This window comes from Mycobacterium sp. pR1184 (assembly GCF_041287235.1).
Classification (GTDB): domain Bacteria; phylum Actinomycetota; class Actinomycetes; order Mycobacteriales; family Mycobacteriaceae; genus Mycobacterium.
Map to the genome: position 1 here is coordinate 221,917 of NZ_JBGGKR010000005.1, position 19,190 is coordinate 241,106.

Sequence of the window (19,190 nt, forward strand, 5' to 3'; positions counted from 1 at the left end):
GGTACTCGTCGTGAAATTGCCGGTACGAAACGCAGGGGAGCGATCGATGACGCAGTTCACCATTCCGGGATTGACCGAGAAGCAGGGTGCCCGGTTGGCCGAGTTGTTGCAGAAGCAGTTGAGTACCTACAACGACCTGCACTTGACGCTGAAGCACGTGCACTGGAATGTGGTGGGCCCCAACTTCATCGGTGTGCACGAGATGATCGATCCCCAGGTGGAGGCGGTGCGCGGTTTCGCCGATGACGTCGCCGAACGTATTGCGGCTCTTGGTGCTTCGCCGGAGGGTACGCCGGGCGCCATCATTCGGGACCGGTCGTGGGACGACTATTCGGTTGGGCGTGACACCGTCCAGGCGCACCTGGCTGCGCTGGATCTGGTCTACAACGGCGTGATCGAAGACATCCGCGAAGCCATCGACGAGACAGAAGAACTCGACCAGGTCACCCAGGACATGTTGATCGGTCAGGCCGGGCAACTGGAGAAGTTCCAGTGGTTCGTCCGTGCGCATCTGGAGAGCGCGGGCGGCACGCTGACTCACGAGGGTAAGAAGACCGAAAAGGGTGCGGCCGACACCGCGCGACGCAAGAAGTCGTAGCGCAGCTACTGGGGCGCGGCTTTGTGCGCGCGCTCGGCTTCGGCCGCCTCTCGGTTGAGGCGCTGTGCCTCGTAGATCGTGACGTTGGTGCGCGACATCAGCAACGACGCGATACCCACCGCGATGATGGCTCCGGGCACCACCGAGAACGAGCCGGTCATCTCCGCGACCATGATCATGACGGCCAGCGGTGCGCGGGCCACGCTGCCGAAGCAGCTCATCATGCCGACCACGACGAAGATGCCCGGCCCGTGGGGTATGCCGGGCAGCCCGGCTAGCTCGCCAAGACGCCAGACCGCGGCGCCGACGAAGGCGCCGATCACGATGCCGGGCCCGAACAGCCCGCCGGAGCCGCCGGAGCCGATCGACAACGACGTCGCGACGATCTTGGCCAGCGGCAGCAGGAGAACGATCCAGAGCGGGATCTGCAACAGGGCGGTGCGGTCGGCCGCCAGCTGGGCCCAGCCGTAGCCGCTGCTCAGGATCTCGGGGATCAACAGACCCAGCAGCCCGACCAGCAGGCCGCCCGCCGCGGGCTTGAGGATCGGCCCGCCCGGCAGTCGGCGGGTGAGCCGGACCGAGGCGTGAAAGGTCCAGGCGTACAGGTAGCCGACCGCCGCCGCGACCAGGCCGAGCACCACGAACCACAGCAGCGGCCACGACTTCTCGAAGCGGTACTCGGCGTCGATGTACCCGAACAGCGGGTCGAAGCCGAGGAACGCACCGAGCACCGCGTACGCCGTCCCCGAGGTGATGAATCCGGGCAACAGGCAGCGATAGTCGAAGTCGTCGCGGTAGGTGATCGAGGCGGCCAGCACGGCTCCGCCCAGTGGCGCGGCAAAGATCGCGCCGATACCCGCGCCGATGCCCAGCGCGACCGCGACCCGGCCGTCCTCGTCGGACAGGCCGAGCCGCCGGGTCAGCAGCGAGCAGAAGCCGGCCGAGATCTGTGCCGTCGGGCCCTCGCGGCCACCCGAACCTCCCGAACCGATCGTCAACGCGCTGGCGACCATCTTCACCAGCACCGCCCGGAAGCGGATCGCGCGGGGATCGGTGTGCACCGCCTCGATGGCTTCGTCGGTGCCGTGCCCGGTGGCCTCCGGTGCGAGCTTGGCAACCAGCAAGGCCGACAGCAGCGCCCCGGCCGTCGTCACCAGGGGAATAGCCCACGGACGCGTGAAGCCGGCCGACCCTCGGCTGCCGCCCTCGCCCACCGGCGTCGGGATGCGGTAGTCGGCCAGATAGCCGAGCAGGAAATCGCCGGCGTATTTCAGGGCCAGATAGAACACCACCGCGCCCAGGCCCGCGATCACGCCGATCGTGATGCCCAGCGCGAACCACTTGGGCAGGTAGCTCGCCTGTCTGATCGATGCCCCGAACCGCCCGCCGGCGGCCGCGGCCGGAGCGACAGCGGGCTGGGGCTCGTCCTCCGTCGGCTCCACCGCGCCATCCTATGACAGAGCGGAATAACCGGACTCCGGTCCGGTTATATGGGTAGTTCTCAATACAAGGAGGTTGATATGCCTGCCATCACCGCAGACACGTTGACGTTGCCCCGGGTCGGCGCGGCCACCCCGCAAGACACCGAACGCCCGGTCCGCTCGATCACCACGGGGCCGCGCGGATACGAGGGCGAGGGGTTCCCCGTCGTCCGGGCATTCGCCGGCGTCAGTGCCGCCGCCCTGGACCCGTTTGTGCACATGGACCAGATGGGCGAGGTGGACTACGAGCCGGGCGAGCCGCGGGGCACCGACTGGCACCCGCACCGCGGCTTCGAAACCGTCACCTACCTGATCGACGGCAAGTTCGCGCATCAGGATTCCCACGGCGGTGGTGGGCTGATCACCGACGGCGCGACGCAGTGGATGACGGCAGGGTCCGGGATTCTGCACATCGAGACGCCGCCCGCCGAATTGGTCGAAAGTGGCGGTCTGTTCCACGGCATCCAGCTCTGGGTGAACTTGCCGAAGAAAGCCAAGTTCGCGGCGCCCAGGTATCAGGCCATCGAAGGTATCGACGCCAGGTTGCTCGCCTCCGACGACGGCGGGGCATTGGTTCGCATCATCGCCGGTGAGATCGACGGCCAGGGTGGCCCGGGCATCACACACACGCCAATCACACTGGCGCACGCCACAATTCAAACCGGCGCACGGCTCAACATTCCGTGGCGGCGCGATTTCAACGCGCTGGTTTACGTGTTGTCCGGCAGTGGGTCGGTCGGACCGGTCGGTCATCCGATTCACCAGGGCCAATTGGTCGTGCTCGGACCCGGCGACCGGATCACGGTAACGGCTGACTCGACTCAGGAATCCTCATCGACCTCAGCAATTGATGTGTTACTGCTGGGCGGACAACCGATTCGTGAGCCGGTATTCCACTACGGGCCATTTGTGATGAACTCGCGCGCGGAATTGCTCCAAGCACTGGAGGACTACCAAGCGGGAAAATTCGGCAATATTCCGCCAAATGCTTTAATGCCTACCCGAAGGGGTGGCACACTCTAACGGTGCCGTCCACGGCGAGGCGCCGGCCGGGCCGTCCACCCGCCGCGAAGGCAGACGAGACGCGCAAGAGAATCTTGCGCGCCGGTCGCTTGGTATTCAGCGAACGTGGCTACGAGGGAGCCACATTTCAAGCCATCGCGGTGCGTGCCGATCTCACCCGGCCGGCCATCAACCATTACTTTTCCAGCAAGCGGGTGCTGTATCGAGAGGTGCTGAGCGAAACCAGCGAACTCCTCTTCGGGGCCGGTATCGCACAGGCGGACCGCGAGACGACCCTGATGGCCCGGCTGACCGGGTTCATCTCGGCGGCCGTGGCGACAAATTCCGAGCATCCCGCGGCATCGGCGTTTCTGATCGGTTCGATTCTGGAATCCCAGCGTCACCCCGAATTGAGCCAAGCAGAAAACGACGCGGTAAGGATTTGTCGACAGTTCTTGACGCGTGTCATCAATGACGCAATCGAGCAGGGGGAGTTCGCTGTCTCAATCGATGCCAATGCGTTGATCGAGACGCTTTTGGTGGTGCTCTGCGGCGCGGGGTTCTACGCCGGTTATGTCCAGAGCTACCGGGAGATGCAGGCCGTCACCGACATGCTGGGCCAGTTGCTGGAGGGCGCGCTTTTCAAGGGGCGGGACTGAGCCCGGTTCGGGTGCGAGTGAGATCGCGCACAAAGCGTATAGGCTAACTAACTTTTCCGGGTAGGATTACCCGGAAATGACTGATCTCGACGACTCCTCCTCGTTGCAGCCGCCGCTACCACCCTCGCTCCGCACCGCGGGGGATTCGTGGGCGATCACCGAGCTCGTCGGCGCCACCGCTTTGGGTGTCGCGGCCGCGCGCGCCGCGGAGACCGCCGGATCCAACCCACTAATTCGTGACGATTTCGCCCGGAAACTGGTCTCGCCGGCCGGACCGGCATGGGCCCGGCTGACCGACCCCGAACTGGCCTGGCTGGACGGCGACGAGCAGGGCCAGCGGGGGCATCGTCTCGGCATCGACTACCAGGCCGTCCGCACGCACTTCTTCGACGAGTACTTCGCCGACGCCACCCGCGACGGAATCCGGCAAGTGGTGATTCTGGCCGCCGGCCTCGACTCGCGGGCCTACCGGCTGGACTGGCCCGCCGAGACCACGGTCTACGAGATCGACCAGCCGCAGGTGCTGGAGTACAAAGGCAAGATTCTGGAATCGCATGTGCCCACCGCCAGCCGGCGCACGGTCGCGGTGGATTTGCGCGACGACTGGCCGGCGGCACTGACGGCGGCCGGATTCGACCGCGCCCAGCCCACGGCGTGGTTGGCCGAGGGCCTGTTGCCCTATCTGCCCAGCGATGCCCAGGACCGGCTTTTCCAGATGTTCACCGAGCTGAGCGTGCCCGATAGCCAGGTCGCCATCGAGGTGTTCGGGATCAACGCGAGCAGCAACACCAACCGCTGGCAGCGGATGCGCGACCGGCTCGGGCTGGACGTCAACGTCCAGGCGCTGACCTTCCACGAGCCGGACCGAACCGACGCCGCCGAGTGGCTGACCCAGCACGGCTGGCAGGTGAACGTCGTGAACAACCGCGACGAGATGGCCCGTTTGGGCCGCGCCGTCCCCGAAGACCTGGCCGACGATGCCGTCCGTAGCGCCCTGCTGCGTGCGCGCTTCACCGGACCATCGCACTGACCCGACCGCACAAGACCTGGAGCACCGCCGATGAGTTCACTTCGCACACATGACGACACCTGGGACATCAAGACCAGCGTCGGGAGTACCGCGGTCATGGTGGCCGCCGCTCGGGCCATCGAAACCGAGCAGCCCAACGCGCTGATCCACGACCCCTACGCCAGGCTGCTGGTGAACAACGCCGGGGCCGAGATCATCTGGGAGGCCATGCTCGACCCCGAGGTCGTCGCCAAGATCGAAGCCATCGACGAAGAATCCGCTGCTCGCATCCACCACATGCGCGGCTACCAGGCGGTGCGCACGCACTTCTTCGACGCGTACTTCGCCGACGCCATCGCCGCCGGAATCCGCCAGGTGGTGATTCTGGCGTCGGGACTGGACTCGCGGGCCTACCGCCTGGACTGGCCGGCCGGCACCACCGTCTACGAGATCGACCAGCCCCAGGTGCTGGACTACAAGTCCGCCACGCTGGCCCAAAGTGGCGCCACCCCGTCCGCCGACCGTCGTGAGGTGCCCATCGACCTGCGCGAGGACTGGCCGGCCGCGCTGCGTGCCGCCGGCTTCGACCCGACTCAACGCACCGCCTGGCTGGCCGAGGGATTACTGATGTACCTGCCCGCCGAGGCGCAGGACAAGTTGTTCACCCAGATCGGTGAGCTGAGCCCGGCGGGCAGCCGGGTCTCGGCCGAAACCGCACCCACGCACTCCGATGAGCGGCGTCAACAGATGCGCGAACGATTCAAGAAGGTCGCCGACGAGATCGGCATCGAGCAAAGCGTCGACGTCGGCGAGCTGATGTATCGCGACGAGAATCGGGCGGATGTCGCGGAGTGGCTCAACGATCACGGCTGGCGCGCCACGTCGCAGAACTCGGTCGACGAGATGGAACGCTTAGGCCGCCGGGTCGCCGGTTTCCAGCTGGACGACGACAAGGGTTCGTTCTCCGATTTCGTGATCGGGGAGCGGTTGTAACCGGCGGCACGTTAAGTCCCAGTCATGCCTCGTAGTGCGGACGACACGTGGGACATCGCCACCGGCGTCGGCTCGACGGCGGTGACGATCGCCGCGGCGCGGGCCGTCGAAACCGAACAGCCTGATGCGCTGATCCGCGACCCGTACGCCAAACTGCTGGCCACTAACGCCGGTATCGGGGTCCTCTGGGGGGCCATGCTCGACCCGGCCGTCGCCGCCAAGGTGGAAGGGCTCGACCCGGAATTCGTGGCCGATCTCGCCCACATTCGCGGTTACGTGGCTGTGCGGACGCACTTCTTCGACCGCTATCTCACCGATGCCGCGGCCGCCGGAATCCGTCAGGTGGTGATCCTCGCGGCCGGGCTGGACTCCCGTGCCTACCGCCTGAATTGGCCCGACGGTACCGCGATCTACGAGATCGACCAGCCGCAGGTGCTGGCCTACAAGTCCGCGACGCTGGCCGAAAACGGCGTGCGTGCGTCGACCGATCGCCGCGAGGTCGCCGTCGACCTGCGGCAGGATTGGCCGTCGGCGCTGCGTGCCGCCGGCTTTGACGCATCGGCACGTACGGCGTGGCTGGCCGAGGGACTGTTGATGTACTTGCCCGCCGAGGCGCAGGATCGGTTGTTGGTTCGGATCGGCGAGGTGAGCGCGGCGGGAAGCCGGGTCGCGGTCGAGACCGCCCCTGCCCGGGCCCAGCAACGGCGCACGCATGTACACGAGCGCGTGAGCACATTGGCCGACGAGATCGGTCTGGTGCAAAACCCCGACGCCGGGGAACTGATGTATTTCGACGAGCATCGGGCGGATGTCGCGCAGTGGCTGAACGGGCACGGCTGGCGCGCGCAGCTGTGGCTGTCGGCAGACGAGAGGCGCAGGCTGGGTCGTTGCACCGACAATCGCCCGGTTGCCGACGATCAGGACATCTTTTCCAACTTCGTGATTGGAGAGCGGTTGTAATGGCACGCACGGCAGACGACTCCTGGGACATCGCCACCAGCGTCGGGGCCACCGCGGTGATGGTCGCGTTGGCCCGCGCCGCCGAGACCGCCAGCGCGGATCCGCTGATCCGCGACCGGTTCGCCGAGCCGCTGGTCTCCACGCCGGCACTCGAGGGCGTGCGCGAACAGGTGACGGCGTGGTGGGCAGGCGCCGAGGACGACGATCCCGACGGCGCGGTTCGTGCCCAGGAGATGATCAACTACCAGGCGGTGCGCACGCATTTCTTCGACGCGTATTTCGCCGCCGCGGCCGCCGCCGGTATTCGCCAGGCGGTGATCGTGGCCGCCGGATTGGATTCGCGCGCGTACCGGTTGGACTGGCCCGCCGGGACGACGGTTTACGAGATCGACCTGCCCAAGGTCCTCGAGTACAAGGCCGAGACGCTGGCGGGCTCGACGCCCATCGCGGTGCGGCGCCCCGTGCCCGTCGACCTGCGCCACGATTGGCCGAAGGCGTTGCGCGAGGCGGGCTATGACGTGAGCCAGCCGACGGCGTGGCTGGCCGAGGGGCTGCTACCGTTCCTGCCGGCGGCGGCGCAAGAAGCGCTGTTCGTCTCGATCGACGCGCTGAGCGCAGCGGGTAGTCGGGTGGCCGTCGAGAATTTCGGAGTCGACGTCGAGAAGCGGCGCGAAGCCGAACAGCGGTGGGCCGAGCTGAAGGCCAAGCGCCAGGCGCGCGGCCAGGACACCTCGTTCAACCCGTTCGACCTCTGGTTCGAAGACGAGGGCCGCCCCGACTGCGGCGAATGGTTCGCCACTCACGGCTGGACGGTGCAGACGGTCAATGCGCGCGAGGAGGCCACCCGGCTGGGTCGCGAGCCACAAAACGAAGACCGGCCCTTCGCGAACACCTTCGTCACCGCAACCAAGGGCTGACCAGGCGGTTCGCCGGCCGCGATCGCTCGTCGGCGCGATATTCGGCGCATCTGTTGGAGCTTCCCTTACCTCCCAACCGACCGGATGGTTAGGATCGCGGTTATCGCCCGTATGTGTCCGCGCGCACAGTTGTGGGCATTTCCGGGAAGGTGCGAGAGGGGAAGACAGCGATGACTACCGAATCGGTTGCACGCAAGACGTCCGAGTCCACCAACGGGGCTTCGTCGGGGCCGGAGGCCCGGCCCGCCGATATCCCCGCGACGGTGGCCCGGCTGCGCCAGACTTTCGCCACCGGGCGCACCCGCGACGTCGAGTGGCGCAAGCGCCAGCTGCTGGCGCTGGCGCGATTGATGGAAGAGAACGAGACCGCGATCAACGCCGCGCTCGCCGAAGACCTGGACCGCCACCCGTTCGAGGCGTTCATCGGCGACGTCGCCGGCACCATCGGCGAGGCGAAGTTCGCGGCCAAGAAGGTCCGCAAGTGGATGAAGCGCAAGTACGCGCTCCTCGAAGCGGCCCAACTTCCCGGCCGCGGCTGGATCCAGTACGAGCCCTACGGCACGGTGCTGATCATCGGCGCCTGGAATTATCCGTTCTACCTGACCTTGGGTCCGGCGGTCGGCGCGATCGCGGCCGGAAACGCCGTGATACTCAAGCCCTCCGAAATCGCGGCCGCGTCGTCGCATCTGATGGCCGAGCTGGTCCCGCGCTACCTCGACAACGACGCCGTCGCGGTGTTCGAAGGCGACGGCTCGGTGAGCCAGGAGCTGATCGCGCAGGGCTTGGACCGGGTGATGTTCACCGGCGGCACCGAGATCGGCCGCAAGGTCTACGAAGGCGCGGCGCCGCACCTGACCCCGTGCACGCTCGAGCTCGGCGGCAAGAGCCCGGTGATCGTGGCGGCCGACGCCGACCTGGACGTCGCGGCCAAGCGCATCGCCTGGATCAAACTGCTCAACGGTGGGCAGACCTGCGTCGCGCCCGACTACGTGCTGGCCGACGCGACGATCCGCGACGAGCTGGTGACCAAGATCGGTGCGGCGATTACGAAGTTCCGTTCGCAAGGGCCGACCGGAATGCGGGTGGCCAATCAGCGTCAGTTCGACCGGCTCACCAGCTACCTCAACGACTCGGGCGGCAAGACCACCGTCGGCGGCGGTTCCGACGCGTCGACCCTGCGCATCGAGCCGACGGTCGTCGTCGATCCCGACCCGGACGGCCCGCTGATGGTCAACGAGATCTTCGGACCGCTGCTGCCGGTGATCACCGTCCAATCCCTGGACGACGCAATACGTTTCGTCAACTCGCGGCCGAAGCCGTTGTCGGCGTACCTGTTCACCAAGTCGCGTGAGGTGCGCGAGAAGGTGATTCAGGAAGTCCCGGCCGGTGGTCTGGTGGTCAATCACCTCGCCTTCCAGGTCTCGACGGCCAAGTTGCCGTTCGGCGGGGTCGGTGCGTCGGGAATGGGTGCCTACCACGGCAAGTGGGGCTTCGAGGAGTTCAGTCACCGCAAGTCGGTGATGACCAAACCAACCCGTCCGGATCTGTCCAGCTTCACTTACCCGCCCTACACCGACCGGGCCCTGAAGATGGCGCGCAAGCTGTTTTGACACACTAGCTCGGGGGTCGGCCACGACCGTTGGTTAATTGCAGAGAGGAACCTGATGCCCGGAGTGCAGGATCGCGTCATCGTCGTCACCGGAGCCGGCGGAGGACTGGGGCGCGAATATGCGCTCACCCTCGCCAAGGAGGGCGCCAGCGTCATCGTCAATGACCTCGGTGGAGCTCGCGATGGCACCGGAGCCGGCCACAACATGGCCGACGAGGTCGTCAAGGAGATCAAGGACGCCGGTGGCCGGGCGGCGGCCAATTACGACAGCGTTGCCGAACCCGAGGGCGCCGAGAACATCATCAAGACCGCGCTCGACGAGTTCGGCGCGATCCACGGCGTGGTGAGCAATGCCGGCATCCTGCGCGACGGCACCTTCCACAAGATGTCGTTCGAGAACTGGGACGCCGTGCTCAAGGTCCACCTGTACGGCGGTTACAACGTCATTCGCGCCGCCTGGCCGCACTTCCGCGAGCAGAGCTACGGCCGGGTCGTCGTCGCCACCTCGACCAGCGGACTGTTCGGCAACTTCGGCCAGACCAACTATGGCGCGGCCAAGCTCGGGCTCGTCGGTCTGATCAACAGCCTGGCGCTCGAGGGCGCCAAGTACAACATCCACGCCAACGCCGTCGCGCCGATCGCGGCCACCCGCATGACGCAGGACATCCTGCCGCCCGAGGTACTCGAGAAGCTCACCCCGGAGTACGTCGCGCCGGTGGTGTCCTACCTGTGCACCGAGGAAAACCCCAACAGCGCTTCGGTTTTCGTGGTCGGTGGTGGCAAGGTGCAGCGCGTCGCGCTGTTCCAGAACGACGGCGTCAACTTCGACAAGCCGCCGACGGTTGACGATGTCGCCGCGCAGTGGGACCAGATCACCGATCTGTCCGCGGCGAAGCAGGCCGACTTCAAACTCGGCTGAGGGAGCCAGTCGTCGTGGTCCGGCCGTGGTGCGACGCGTGCAACGGCCGGCCGCGCGACGTCTTCATGGTGCGCTGACGACAACGTCAATAGTCCCTTTGGCCAAGCGCTCCAACCGGATTCGCCTTACAGTGGACGACGACCCAACCACGCCGCATAGCGACTGGACCTGACGGCTACCTGGCGGGATCCAGGGAAAGGCAGCACAGTCATGTCTGAGGAGCTGACGCCGCATTTCGAGGACGTGCAAGCGCACTACGACCTCTCCGACGACTTCTTTCGTCTCTTCCTCGACCGCACCCAGATGTACACCTGCGCCTACTGGCTGGGCGGCGACGACATGACGCTGGAACAGGCGCAGATCGCCAAGATCGACCTGTCGTTGGGCAAGCTGGACTTGCGGCCGGGCATGACACTGCTGGACCTCGGCTGCGGCTGGGGCGCCGCGATGGTGCGAGCCATCGAGAAATACGACGTCAATGTCGTCGGCTTGACGCTGTCGAAGAACCAGGCCGTCCACGCACAAAAGGTGCTCGACGAAATGGACAGCCCGCGTTCCAAGCGGGTGCTGCTGGAGGGCTGGGAGCGCTTTCACGAGCCGGTGGACCGGATCGTCGCGATCGGCCCGCTCGAGCATGTCGGCCTGGACCGCTACACGGCGTTCTTCGAGCGCACGTACGAGCTGCTGCCGGCCGGTGGCACGTTCCTGCTGCACACGATCACCGTGCTGTCGGAGAAGGAGATCATCGCGTCCGGCTTGCCGCTGACTCCGGCGATCGTCGAGTTCAGCGACTTCATGAAGACCGAAATCTTCCCGGGCGGCTATCTGCCCACCATCGACATGGTCAAGGAATTCTCGGCGAAGGCCGGCTTCAAGCTGAAGCGTCGCCAGTCGCTGCAGCGGCATTACGCCAAGACCCTGGACGTGTGGGCCGCGGGTCTGCAGGCGCACAAAGCCGAGGCCATCGAGATCCAGTCCGAAGAGGTCTACGAGATGTACATGAAGTACCTGACCGGGTGCGCGAACCTGTTCCGCAAGGGCTACACCGACCTCAATCAGTTCACCCTGCGCAAGTAGTCAGGCCAACAGTTCGCCGCGAAGGCGGTCCACATCCGTCTGCGTGACGCCCGCATCGCGCAGGTAGGCCTCCAGCGAGCCGAACTCGCGGTTGATGGTTTGGCGTGCGGCGTCCAGGTATTCGGGACGCACCCCGAGGACACCGTCGGCCAGCCGGGCTTTGGTGAAAGTGACGACCTCCGGGGTCAATTCGACATCGGAGCGCTGCTGGATCATGTCGTAGATGTGCTCGCGCAGTTGGGGTACCGCGGCGTTGCTGCGCAGGTAATCGGCGACGATGGTATCCTCGTCGATGCCGATCGTCTCCAGTACCGTGGCGATCACGAAGCCGGTGCGGTCCTTGCCCGCGAAACAGTGGGTGAGCACCGGGCGCCCCGCGGCCAGCAACGAAAAGACATGCCGCACAGCGCGTTGCGCGCCATTACGGGTGGGGAATTGCCGGTACTCGTCGGTCATGTGGCGGATGGCGGCCTCGTTGACCTCTTCGTCGGTCTGGTGGGCCTCGCCCTCGAACAGGCGCCGAAACGCGGTCTCGTGCGGCGCTGCGTCTTCTGGGTCGTCGGTCGGCTCCTCGTCGCCGAGATCGGGAAACGGCAGCAGATGAATGTCGATGCCGTCGGGGACCAGCCCCGGTCCGCGCCGGGCCACCTCGCGGGCTGCGCGCAGGTCGGCGACATCGGTAATCCCCAACTCGCGCAGCGTCTCCCGGCCCTCGTCGTCGAGGCGGCTCAGCTCGCCGGACCGGAACAGCCGTCCGGGCCGCAGCGCGGACACGCCGTCGGCGACATCGCGAAAGTTCCACGCGCCGGACAGTTCTCGCAATGCCTCAGTCATGCGGGGTCACCGCTGCGGCGAAGGCGGACTGCTCCCTACCGATTTCGGTTCGGGCGATGGTGCGCATGTGCACTTCGTCGGGTCCGTCGAAAATCCGCATGGCGCGGTGCCAGCCGTAGAGCCGGGCCAGCACGGTGTCGTCGCTCACGCCGGCGGCTCCATGCACCTGAATGGCGCGATCGATGACGTCGCAGGCAACTTGCGGCGCAACGGCTTTGATCTGTGAGACCAGGAGGTGTGCGGCCTTGTTGCCGTGCTGGTCGATCGTCCACGCGGCCTTCTCGCATAGCAGCCGAGCTTGGTCGATTTCGTTGCGGGACTGGGCGATTGCCTGCTGTACCAGACCCTGGTCGGCCAGCGGGCGGCCGAACGCGATCCGGTTGTTGGCGCGGTTCACCATCAGAGCCAGGGCACGTTCGGCCCCGCCCAGCGCGCGCATGCAGTGGTGGATGCGGCCCGGTCCGAGCCGCGCCTGGGCGATCGCGAAACCGCCGCCCTCTTCGCCGAGCAGGTTGGTGGCCGGAACCCGGACGTTGTCGTAGATGATTTCGCAGTGCCCGTGCTGGTCCTGCCAGCCGAACACCGGGGTCGAGCGCACCACCGTCACGCCGGGGGTGTCCATCGGCACCAGCACCATCGACTGCTGCTGGTGGCTGGCCGCGTCGGGATTGGTGCGGCCCATAACGATCAGGATCTTGCAGCGCGGATCCGACGCACCCGAGGTCCACCACTTGCGGCCGTTGATGACGTAGTCGGCGCCGTCGCGCACGATGGCCGTTTGGATGTTGCGGGCATCGCTGCTGGCGACCGCGGGCTCGGTCATCGAGAAGGCGCTGCGAATCTCGCCGGCCAGCAACGGCTCCAGCCATTGCTTGCGCTGCTCCTCGGTGGCGAACAGGTGCAGGGTCTCCATGTTCCCGGTGTCCGGTGCCGCGCAGTTGACCGCCTCGGGCGCGAGCTCGAGGCTCCAGCCGGTCAGCTCGGCCAGCGGGGCGTACTCGAGGTTGGTCAACCCGGACTCGGCCGGCAGGAACAGGTTCCATAGGCCGCGTTCTTTGGCCTTGACTTTGAGTTCCTCGATGACGGGCGGAACGGTGTGGTCATCTGCGCCGGCCTCGTGGCGGTAGCTGTCGTAGGCGGCCTCAGCCGGGAAGACAAACTCAGTCATGAAGTCGGACAACCGCTTGTGGTAGTCGGCGGCCTTAGCCGACATCGCGAAGTCCATGACCGTCACGATAGGACACGTGGGTAAGGGTGGCGCTCGCGGGACAAACGCTTCGATTCCCGGCCACCGACGCGACACTGAAACTACGCAGGTAACACGCCGTGGCCGGGGTGCGGGGTTTCAGTCTCGACGAACGCGACGGCTGTATCGTTCGCGGTCGCGATCCAGCACGATGGACGCATGAGCGACGCCGCCGAATCCCGTCCCCCGTTCCCCCCGTTCACCCGCGAAACAGCGCTGCAGAAGGTCCAGGCCGCCGAGGACGCCTGGAATACGTGCGACCCCGAGAAGGTCAGCCTCGCGTACACGCCCGATTCGCAATGGCGCAACCGCGACGAACACGTCGTGGGCCGGGCCGAGATCGTGGCGTTCCTGACCCGCAAGTGGCAGCGCGAACTGGACTACTCGCTGCGCAAGGTGCTGTGGGACTTCCACGACGACCGCATCGCCGTGCGGTTTCAGTACGAGTGCCACGACGCGAGCGGCCAGTGGTACCGCAGCTACGGCAACGAACTCTGGGAGTTCTCGCCGTCCGGCTTGATGGCGCGCCGCGAGGCCAGCATCAACGACATCCGGATCGACGCATCGCAGCGGCGCCACTTCGGGCCCCGGCCGGTGTCGGAACACGGCCAAGACATACCGCTTTGGTAACGGCCGCTAGGGTGTTCAACTCAACGAGGTTCGCATTAATGCAGCTGAGCTAAGGAAAGTAGATGTACGCGCCATGACAGATGCGCAGCTAGAGCCGGTCAAGGTCGGCGTTGTTGCCGAGTCCGGGACGGATGAGCGCCGCGTTGCACTGGTACCGAAGGCGGTCGCATCCCTGGTGAGCAGCGGTGTGGCGGTGGTGGTCGAGTCCGGTGCGGGTGCGCGGGCGCTGCTTCCCGACGAGCTGTACACCGAGGCCGGCGCCACCATCGGGGACGCGTGGTCCGCCGACGTCGTCGTCAAGGTCGCGCCCCCGACCTCCGACGAGGTGGGCAAGCTGCGCAGCGGCCAGACGCTGATCGGCTTCCTGGCGCCGCGCAGTGCCGAGAACTCGATCGGCGCGCTCCAGGCGGCCGGGGTGCAGGCGTTCGCGCTGGAGGCGATTCCGCGGATCTCCCGGGCGCAGGCCATGGATGCGTTGTCGTCGCAGGGCAACGTCTCCGGTTATAAGGCCGTGCTGTTGGCGGCGTCGGAGTCGACGCGGTTCTTCCCGATGCTGACCACGGCAGCGGGCACGGTGAAGCCGGCCACGGTGCTGGTGCTCGGGGTGGGCGTGGCCGGGCTGCAGGCGTTGGCGACGGCCAAGCGCCTCGGTGGGCGCACCACCGGTTACGACGTGCGCCCCGAGGTGGCCGACCAGGTGCGTTCGGTCGGCGCGCAGTGGCTCGATGTCGGCATCGACGCGGCCGGTGAGGGCGGTTACGCCCGCGAGCTGACCGACGAGGAGCGCGCCCAGCAGCAGCAGGCGCTGGAAAAGGCCATCAGTGGATTCGACGTGGTGATCACCACGGCACTGGTTCCGGGTCGGCCCGCGCCGCGTCTGGTGACCGCCGCCGCGGTGCAGGCGATGAAGCCCGGCAGCGTCGTGGTCGACCTGGCCGGGGAAACCGGCGGCAACTGCGAGCTCACCGAGCCCGGGAAGACGGTCGTCAAGCATGACGTCACGATCGCCTCGCCGTTGAACCTGCCGGCGACGATGCCCGAGCACGCCAGTGAGCTCTACAGCAAGAACATCACCGCGCTGCTGGACCTGTTGGTGACCGACGGGAAGCTGGCCCCCGACTTCGACGACGAAGTCATCGCGGCATCGTGCGTCACCCGCAAGGAGGACTCCTAGATGTACGACGAGCTATTAGAGAACCTCGCGATTCTGGTGCTGTCCGGATTCGTCGGGTTCGCGGTGATCTCCAAGGTACCCAACACGCTGCACACGCCGCTGATGTCGGGCACCAACGCGATCCACGGCATCGTGGTGCTGGGCGCGCTGGTGGTGTTCGGGGAGGTCGAGCATCCGTCGCTGGCGGTGCAGATCATCCTGTTCGTCGCGGTGGTGTTCGGAACTCTGAACGTCATCGGCGGCTTCATCGTCACCGACCGGATGCTGGGCATGTTCAAGGGCAAGAAGCAACCCGTCAAGACTGAGGAGCCGGCCGCCAAATGAACTACCTGGTGACGGTTCTCTACATCATCTCCTTCGCGCTGTTCATCTACGGCTTGATGGGCCTGACCGGCCCCAAGACCGCGGTGCGCGGCAACCTGATCGCCGCGGTGGGCATGGCCCTGGCCGTGGCAGCGACGTTCATCAAGATCCGGCACACCGAGTCGTGGGTGCTGATCATCGCCGGCCTGGTCGTTGGTGTCGCGCTGGGTGTTCCCCCGGCGCGGCTGACCAAGATGACCGCCATGCCGCAGCTGGTGGCGTTCTTCAATGGCGTGGGCGGTGGTACCGTCGCGCTGATCGCACTCGCGGAATTCATTGAGACCAAAGGCTTTTCGGCGTTCCAGCATGGCGAGTCGCCGACGGTGCACATCGTGGTGGCCTCGCTGTTCGCCGCGATCATCGGCTCGATCTCGTTCTGGGGTTCGATCATCGCCTTCGGCAAGTTGCAGGAGATCATCTCCGGTTCGCCGATCGGTTTCGGCAAGGCGCAGCAGCCGATCAACCTGTTGCTGCTGGCCGGCGCGGTCGCGTCGGCGGTCGTCGTCGGCCTGCACGCGCATCCGGGCACCGGTGGCGCGTCGCTGTGGTACATGGTCGGCCTGCTGGCCGCGGCCGGTGTGCTCGGTCTGATGGTGGTGCTGCCGATCGGCGGCGCCGACATGCCGGTGGTCATCTCGCTGCTCAACGCGATGACCGGGCTGTCGGCCGCCGCGGCGGGCCTGGCGCTGAACAACACCGCGATGATCGTGGCGGGCATGATCGTGGGTGCCTCGGGTTCGATCCTGACCAACCTGATGGCCAAGGCGATGAACCGCTCCATCCCCGCGATCGTCGCGGGCGGATTCGGCAGCGGCGGCGTGGCTGTCGGCGGTGGCGATACCGGCGACAAGACCGTGAAGTCGACCTCGGCCGCCGACGCCGCGATCCAGATGGCCTACGCCAACCAGGTGATCGTGGTGCCCGGTTACGGCCTGGCCGTCGCGCAGGCCCAGCACGCGGTCAAGGACATGGCGGCCCTGCTGGAGAACAAGGGTGTGACGGTCAAGTACGCGATCCACCCGGTGGCCGGCCGGATGCCCGGGCACATGAACGTCCTGCTGGCCGAGGCTGAGGTCGACTACGACGCCATGAAGGACATGGACGACATCAACGACGAGTTCGCCCGTACCGACGTGGCGATCGTCATCGGCGCCAACGACGTCACCAATCCGGCGGCCCGCAACGACGCCTCTAGCCCGATCTACGGCATGCCGATCCTCAACGTGGACAAGGCCAAGTCGGTGATCGTGCTGAAGCGGTCGATGAACTCCGGGTTCGCCGGCATCGACAACCCGCTGTTCTACGGCGAGGGCACCAGCATGCTGTTCGGCGACGCGAAGAAGTCGGTCACCGAGGTCGCCGAGGAACTCAAGGCGCTTTAGGGGCCCGCTAGGCGCGCGGTAGCGCCGCGACGACGGGACCGACCCACACGCCGAGCAGTCGGCGCAGTTCGGCCCCGTCGCCGGTCGGCGGCGACAGGATGAACGACTGCAACGTGCGCAGCACGATCTGCAGGATGTCTTCGATCGCGGCGGGAGCATAGGCCGACCAGTCGACGTCGAGGCGGTCCAGAATCGAGCGCCCTAGCACGCGCGCGGTCTCGTTGGTGACCGTGACCTGTTCGGCGAACGCCCCGGTGCGAGACACCCGCAGCAGCAGGCCGATGTAGGGGTCTTTGGGCAGCCGCTCGAGCGTCAGGCAGATGCCCTCGATCAACGCCGCCGCCGGGTCGGTCATCCCGTGTAGCGCCGTCGCCAGGTGGTCCATGAAGTCGTCGGTCGCCCCCAGAGCAGTCGCCTGGAGTAGTTCGTCGGTCGAGGCGAAGTAGTGATAGATCGTCTGCCGCGTCACGTTCAGCGTGCGCGCGACATCGGCCAGCGTGGTCTGCTCGCCGCGCTCGTCGATGGTCCGGCGGGTGGCCGCCAGGATGCGGGCCACCGCCTCCTCGTCGGTGGCCGGCACGCTGCCACCCCATCCACGGGTCCGCACACCGCGACGATATCCGACGCGTGGCGCCACGCCAGGTCATACGTCACGCAATCGTCTGTATGATCGGCGAGATGAGCACAACGACGTGTCCGTTCGGAGAGAACTTCGATTTCACCGATCCCGACGTACTGTTGGCCGGCCTTCCGGTCACCCAATTCGCCGAACTGCGCCGCACGGCCCCGGTCTGGTGGAACCCGCAGCCCGAGTCGATCTTCGACGACGGCGGCTATTGGGTGATCAGCCGCCACGAGGACGTCAAGGCCGTCTCCCGGGACGGCCACCTGTGGTCGACCAATCGCAAGGGCGCCGTGATGCGGCTTCCCGAAGGCGTCACCGCCGATCAGCTCGAGCTGACCAAGGCCTTGTTGATCAACCACGATGCGCCCGAACACACCCGGCTGCGCAAGCTGGTGTCGCGGCTGTTCACGCCGCGCGCGATCGCCCAACTCGAGGAGAAGCTGGCCGGGGCGGCGAAGGAGATCGTGCGTACCGCCGCGCTCAAGCGGGACGGCGATTTCGTCAACGACATCGCGATGAACCTGCCGCTGCTGGCGATCGCCGACCTGATCGGCGTGCCGGAGGCGGATCGTGCGAAGTTGTTCGACTGGACCAACGCGATCATGAACACCGACGATCCCGACTTCGACAGCGATCCCACCACCGCCAACGCCGAGCTGATGGCCTACGCCTACAACATGGCCGACGAGCGGCGCCGCTGCCCGGCCGACGATATCGTCACGCGCCTGATCCAAGCCGACATCGACGGGGACGCGCTGGGCGACGTCGAATTCGCGTTTTTCGTCATCCTGCTCGCGGTGGCGGGCAATGAGACCACCCGCAACGCCATGACGCACGGGATGAATGCGTTCTTCGACAACCCCGAGCAGTGGGAACTGTTCAAGCGCGAGCGGCCGGCCACCGCGGTCGACGAGATCATCCGCTGGGCCAGCCCCGTGCACTGTTTCCAGCGCACCGCGCTCGCCGACGTCGAACTGGGCGGTGTCACCGTCCGCGAAGGCCAGCGGGTCGGGCTGTTTTACAGTTCGGCGAATTTCGACGAGGAAGTCTTCGACAATCCCTTCCAGTTCGACATTTCGCGCAACCCGAACCCACACTTGAGTTTCGGCGGCAATGGCGCGCATTTCTGCATCGGCGCCAACCTGGCGCGCATGGAAATCAAGCTGATCTTCGACGAGCTCGCCGAGCAGATACCCGACATCACCAAGTTGGCCGAGCCGCAGCGACTGCGGTCGGGCTGGATCAACGGCGTCAAACGCCTCGCCGTCGGCTACGGCGGCTGACTTGCGAGCGACTTGTCCGGGGGCGGGTCAGCCTATTGCCCGCCTCTGAGCGACAACCATGGCGCACTACGCAGCCCGACAACCAGGGCGCACTACGCAGCCCGCTGGATTTTGTCGCTCGAAGGCGGGCATTTTAGGTGCCGCCCGCAGCAGTGATTGGTGTGACTGAGCCCGCCGAATTCGCTTGCAACACAAAACAAATGCGGAATGCAACGGCGACGGTGCCGCGATTTATTCGGGACGCGAAAAAGTCTGTTTAGACGGGCGGGTAGGCGGGCGGCGGGTAGCCGTTTCCATCCTGAACCCCGCGCAGGCCCCAGGTCAAATACTTCATGAAGAATTCGATTTCGTCGCTGCCGTCATAATCCGGACTCGGATCCATCGCCCCACCTCTGCACTCGCGACCAGTTCGAATATCCGAGTCTAGTC

The 19,190-nt window shown here is 66.3% G+C and carries 20 protein-coding genes; 15 read left to right on the top strand and 5 right to left on the bottom strand.

The features are described from left to right. Positions 1–46: 46 nt before the first annotated feature. The gene (locus ACAG21_RS11295; protein ID WP_370496142.1) at positions 47–598 is read left to right on the top strand and encodes a Dps family protein; all 552 of its coding nucleotides are present in this window, start codon (positions 47–49) and stop codon (positions 596–598) included. 5 nt (positions 599–603) lie between these two features. On the opposite strand, the gene ACAG21_RS11300 is transcribed toward ACAG21_RS11295, so the two are convergent. Next, complete coding sequence (locus ACAG21_RS11300) at positions 604–2,040, bottom strand: chloride channel protein (protein WP_370496143.1); 1,437 nt, start codon at positions 2,038–2,040, stop codon at positions 604–606. Positions 2,041–2,118: 78 nt separating this feature from the next. Between ACAG21_RS11300 and ACAG21_RS11305 the strand changes: the two genes are divergently transcribed. The 9 genes from ACAG21_RS11305 to ACAG21_RS11345 all read left to right on the top strand — a co-directional run bounded on the left by ACAG21_RS11305 (position 2,119) and on the right by ACAG21_RS11345 (position 11,224). Further along, on the top strand, positions 2,119–3,102 hold the full coding sequence (locus ACAG21_RS11305) for a pirin family protein (RefSeq protein ID WP_370496144.1): 984 nt from the start codon (positions 2,119–2,121) through the stop codon (positions 3,100–3,102). A 2-nt stretch (positions 3,103–3,104) separates the two neighbouring features. Continuing rightward, positions 3,105–3,740, top strand: a complete 636-nt coding sequence (locus tag ACAG21_RS11310) for a TetR/AcrR family transcriptional regulator (protein WP_370496145.1) — start codon at positions 3,105–3,107, stop codon at positions 3,738–3,740. Between the two features lie 76 nt (positions 3,741–3,816). Beyond that, a complete protein-coding gene (locus tag ACAG21_RS11315; RefSeq protein WP_370496147.1) occupies positions 3,817–4,770 on the top strand; it encodes a class I SAM-dependent methyltransferase in 954 nt (317 codons plus the stop codon). A 30-nt stretch (positions 4,771–4,800) separates the two neighbouring features. Continuing rightward, positions 4,801–5,742: a class I SAM-dependent methyltransferase gene (locus ACAG21_RS11320; protein ID WP_370496148.1), complete on the top strand. Its 942-nt coding sequence runs from the start codon at positions 4,801–4,803 to the stop codon at positions 5,740–5,742. Positions 5,743–5,766: 24 nt separating this feature from the next. Further along, positions 5,767–6,702, top strand: a complete 936-nt coding sequence (locus ACAG21_RS11325) for a class I SAM-dependent methyltransferase (protein ID WP_370496149.1) — start codon at positions 5,767–5,769, stop codon at positions 6,700–6,702. Then, a complete protein-coding gene (locus ACAG21_RS11330; protein WP_370496150.1) occupies positions 6,702–7,619 on the top strand; it encodes an SAM-dependent methyltransferase in 918 nt (305 codons plus the stop codon). The genes ACAG21_RS11325 and ACAG21_RS11330 overlap by 1 nt, the downstream gene beginning before the upstream one ends. A gap of 170 nt (positions 7,620–7,789) precedes the next feature. After that, positions 7,790–9,229 (top strand): aldehyde dehydrogenase family protein, encoded by a 1,440-nt coding sequence (locus tag ACAG21_RS11335; RefSeq protein ID WP_370496151.1) that lies wholly within the window; start codon positions 7,790–7,792, stop codon positions 9,227–9,229. Positions 9,230–9,283: 54 nt separating this feature from the next. Beyond that, complete coding sequence (locus ACAG21_RS11340) at positions 9,284–10,147, top strand: SDR family oxidoreductase (protein WP_370496153.1); 864 nt, start codon at positions 9,284–9,286, stop codon at positions 10,145–10,147. Between the two features lie 210 nt (positions 10,148–10,357). After that, the gene (locus tag ACAG21_RS11345; protein ID WP_370496154.1) at positions 10,358–11,224 is read left to right on the top strand and encodes a cyclopropane mycolic acid synthase family methyltransferase; all 867 of its coding nucleotides are present in this window, start codon (positions 10,358–10,360) and stop codon (positions 11,222–11,224) included. Here ACAG21_RS11345 and ACAG21_RS11350 read toward each other — a convergent pair whose 3' ends face one another. After that, on the bottom strand, positions 11,225–12,058 hold the full coding sequence (locus ACAG21_RS11350) for a tyrosine-protein phosphatase (RefSeq protein WP_370496155.1): 834 nt from the start codon (positions 12,056–12,058) through the stop codon (positions 11,225–11,227). Further along, positions 12,051–13,271: an acyl-CoA dehydrogenase family protein gene (locus tag ACAG21_RS11355; protein WP_370496315.1), complete on the bottom strand. Its 1,221-nt coding sequence runs from the start codon at positions 13,269–13,271 to the stop codon at positions 12,051–12,053. Before ACAG21_RS11355 ends, ACAG21_RS11350 begins: the two co-directional genes overlap by 8 nt. 192 nt (positions 13,272–13,463) lie before the next feature. On the opposite strand from ACAG21_RS11355, the gene ACAG21_RS11360 reads away from it, so the two are divergent. The 4 genes from ACAG21_RS11360 (at position 13,464) to ACAG21_RS11375 (ending at position 16,853) form a co-directional block, all read left to right on the top strand. After that, positions 13,464–13,934, top strand: a complete 471-nt coding sequence (locus ACAG21_RS11360) for a DUF1348 family protein (RefSeq protein ID WP_370496156.1) — start codon at positions 13,464–13,466, stop codon at positions 13,932–13,934. 73 nt (positions 13,935–14,007) lie between these two features. After that, on the top strand, positions 14,008–15,108 hold the full coding sequence (locus ACAG21_RS11365; RefSeq protein WP_370496157.1) for a Re/Si-specific NAD(P)(+) transhydrogenase subunit alpha: 1,101 nt from the start codon (positions 14,008–14,010) through the stop codon (positions 15,106–15,108). Beyond that, entirely contained in the window at positions 15,109–15,432 is a 324-nt protein-coding gene (locus tag ACAG21_RS11370; protein WP_370496158.1) for an NAD(P) transhydrogenase subunit alpha, read from the top strand. It begins immediately after the preceding gene. Beyond that, complete coding sequence (locus ACAG21_RS11375; protein ID WP_370496159.1) at positions 15,429–16,853, top strand: NAD(P)(+) transhydrogenase (Re/Si-specific) subunit beta; 1,425 nt, start codon at positions 15,429–15,431, stop codon at positions 16,851–16,853. Before ACAG21_RS11370 ends, ACAG21_RS11375 begins: the two co-directional genes overlap by 4 nt. A 7-nt stretch (positions 16,854–16,860) precedes the next feature. On the opposite strand, the gene ACAG21_RS11380 is transcribed toward ACAG21_RS11375, so the two are convergent. Further along, positions 16,861–17,460: a TetR/AcrR family transcriptional regulator gene (locus ACAG21_RS11380; RefSeq protein WP_370496161.1), complete on the bottom strand. Its 600-nt coding sequence runs from the start codon at positions 17,458–17,460 to the stop codon at positions 16,861–16,863. 71 nt (positions 17,461–17,531) lie between these two features. On the opposite strand from ACAG21_RS11380, the gene ACAG21_RS11385 reads away from it, so the two are divergent. Continuing rightward, on the top strand, positions 17,532–18,761 hold the full coding sequence (locus ACAG21_RS11385) for a cytochrome P450 (protein WP_370496162.1): 1,230 nt from the start codon (positions 17,532–17,534) through the stop codon (positions 18,759–18,761). 256 nt (positions 18,762–19,017) lie between these two features. Here ACAG21_RS11385 and ACAG21_RS11390 read toward each other — a convergent pair whose 3' ends face one another. Next, positions 19,018–19,143: a hypothetical protein gene (locus tag ACAG21_RS11390; protein WP_139826857.1), complete on the bottom strand. Its 126-nt coding sequence runs from the start codon at positions 19,141–19,143 to the stop codon at positions 19,018–19,020. Positions 19,144–19,190 lie beyond the last annotated feature (47 nt).

What these genes read in the sequence shown, in the direction of transcription:
- ACAG21_RS11295 (WP_370496142.1), top strand. Translation starts at nt 47, where the DNA reads ATGACGCAGTTCACCATTCCGGGATTGACCGAGAAGCAGGGTGCCCGG.
- ACAG21_RS11305 (WP_370496144.1), top strand. Translation starts at nt 2,119, where the DNA reads ATGCCTGCCATCACCGCAGACACGTTGACGTTGCCCCGGGTCGGCGCG.
- ACAG21_RS11315 (WP_370496147.1), top strand. Translation starts at nt 3,817, where the DNA reads ATGACTGATCTCGACGACTCCTCCTCGTTGCAGCCGCCGCTACCACCC.
- ACAG21_RS11320 (WP_370496148.1), top strand. Translation starts at nt 4,801, where the DNA reads ATGAGTTCACTTCGCACACATGACGACACCTGGGACATCAAGACCAGC.
- ACAG21_RS11325 (WP_370496149.1), top strand. Translation starts at nt 5,767, where the DNA reads ATGCCTCGTAGTGCGGACGACACGTGGGACATCGCCACCGGCGTCGGC.
- ACAG21_RS11330 (WP_370496150.1), top strand. Translation starts at nt 6,702, where the DNA reads ATGGCACGCACGGCAGACGACTCCTGGGACATCGCCACCAGCGTCGGG.
- ACAG21_RS11335 (WP_370496151.1), top strand. Translation starts at nt 7,790, where the DNA reads ATGACTACCGAATCGGTTGCACGCAAGACGTCCGAGTCCACCAACGGG.
- ACAG21_RS11340 (WP_370496153.1), top strand. Translation starts at nt 9,284, where the DNA reads ATGCCCGGAGTGCAGGATCGCGTCATCGTCGTCACCGGAGCCGGCGGA.
- ACAG21_RS11345 (WP_370496154.1), top strand. Translation starts at nt 10,358, where the DNA reads ATGTCTGAGGAGCTGACGCCGCATTTCGAGGACGTGCAAGCGCACTAC.
- ACAG21_RS11350 (WP_370496155.1), bottom strand. Translation starts at nt 12,058, where the DNA reads ATGACTGAGGCATTGCGAGAACTGTCCGGCGCGTGGAACTTTCGCGAT.
- ACAG21_RS11355 (WP_370496315.1), bottom strand. Translation starts at nt 13,271, where the DNA reads ATGTCGGCTAAGGCCGCCGACTACCACAAGCGGTTGTCCGACTTCATG.
- ACAG21_RS11360 (WP_370496156.1), top strand. Translation starts at nt 13,464, where the DNA reads ATGAGCGACGCCGCCGAATCCCGTCCCCCGTTCCCCCCGTTCACCCGC.
- ACAG21_RS11365 (WP_370496157.1), top strand. Translation starts at nt 14,008, where the DNA reads ATGACAGATGCGCAGCTAGAGCCGGTCAAGGTCGGCGTTGTTGCCGAG.
- ACAG21_RS11370 (WP_370496158.1), top strand. Translation starts at nt 15,109, where the DNA reads ATGTACGACGAGCTATTAGAGAACCTCGCGATTCTGGTGCTGTCCGGA.
- ACAG21_RS11375 (WP_370496159.1), top strand. Translation starts at nt 15,429, where the DNA reads ATGAACTACCTGGTGACGGTTCTCTACATCATCTCCTTCGCGCTGTTC.
- ACAG21_RS11385 (WP_370496162.1), top strand. Translation starts at nt 17,532, where the DNA reads ATGAGCACAACGACGTGTCCGTTCGGAGAGAACTTCGATTTCACCGAT.
- ACAG21_RS11390 (WP_139826857.1), bottom strand. Translation starts at nt 19,143, where the DNA reads ATGGATCCGAGTCCGGATTATGACGGCAGCGACGAAATCGAATTCTTC.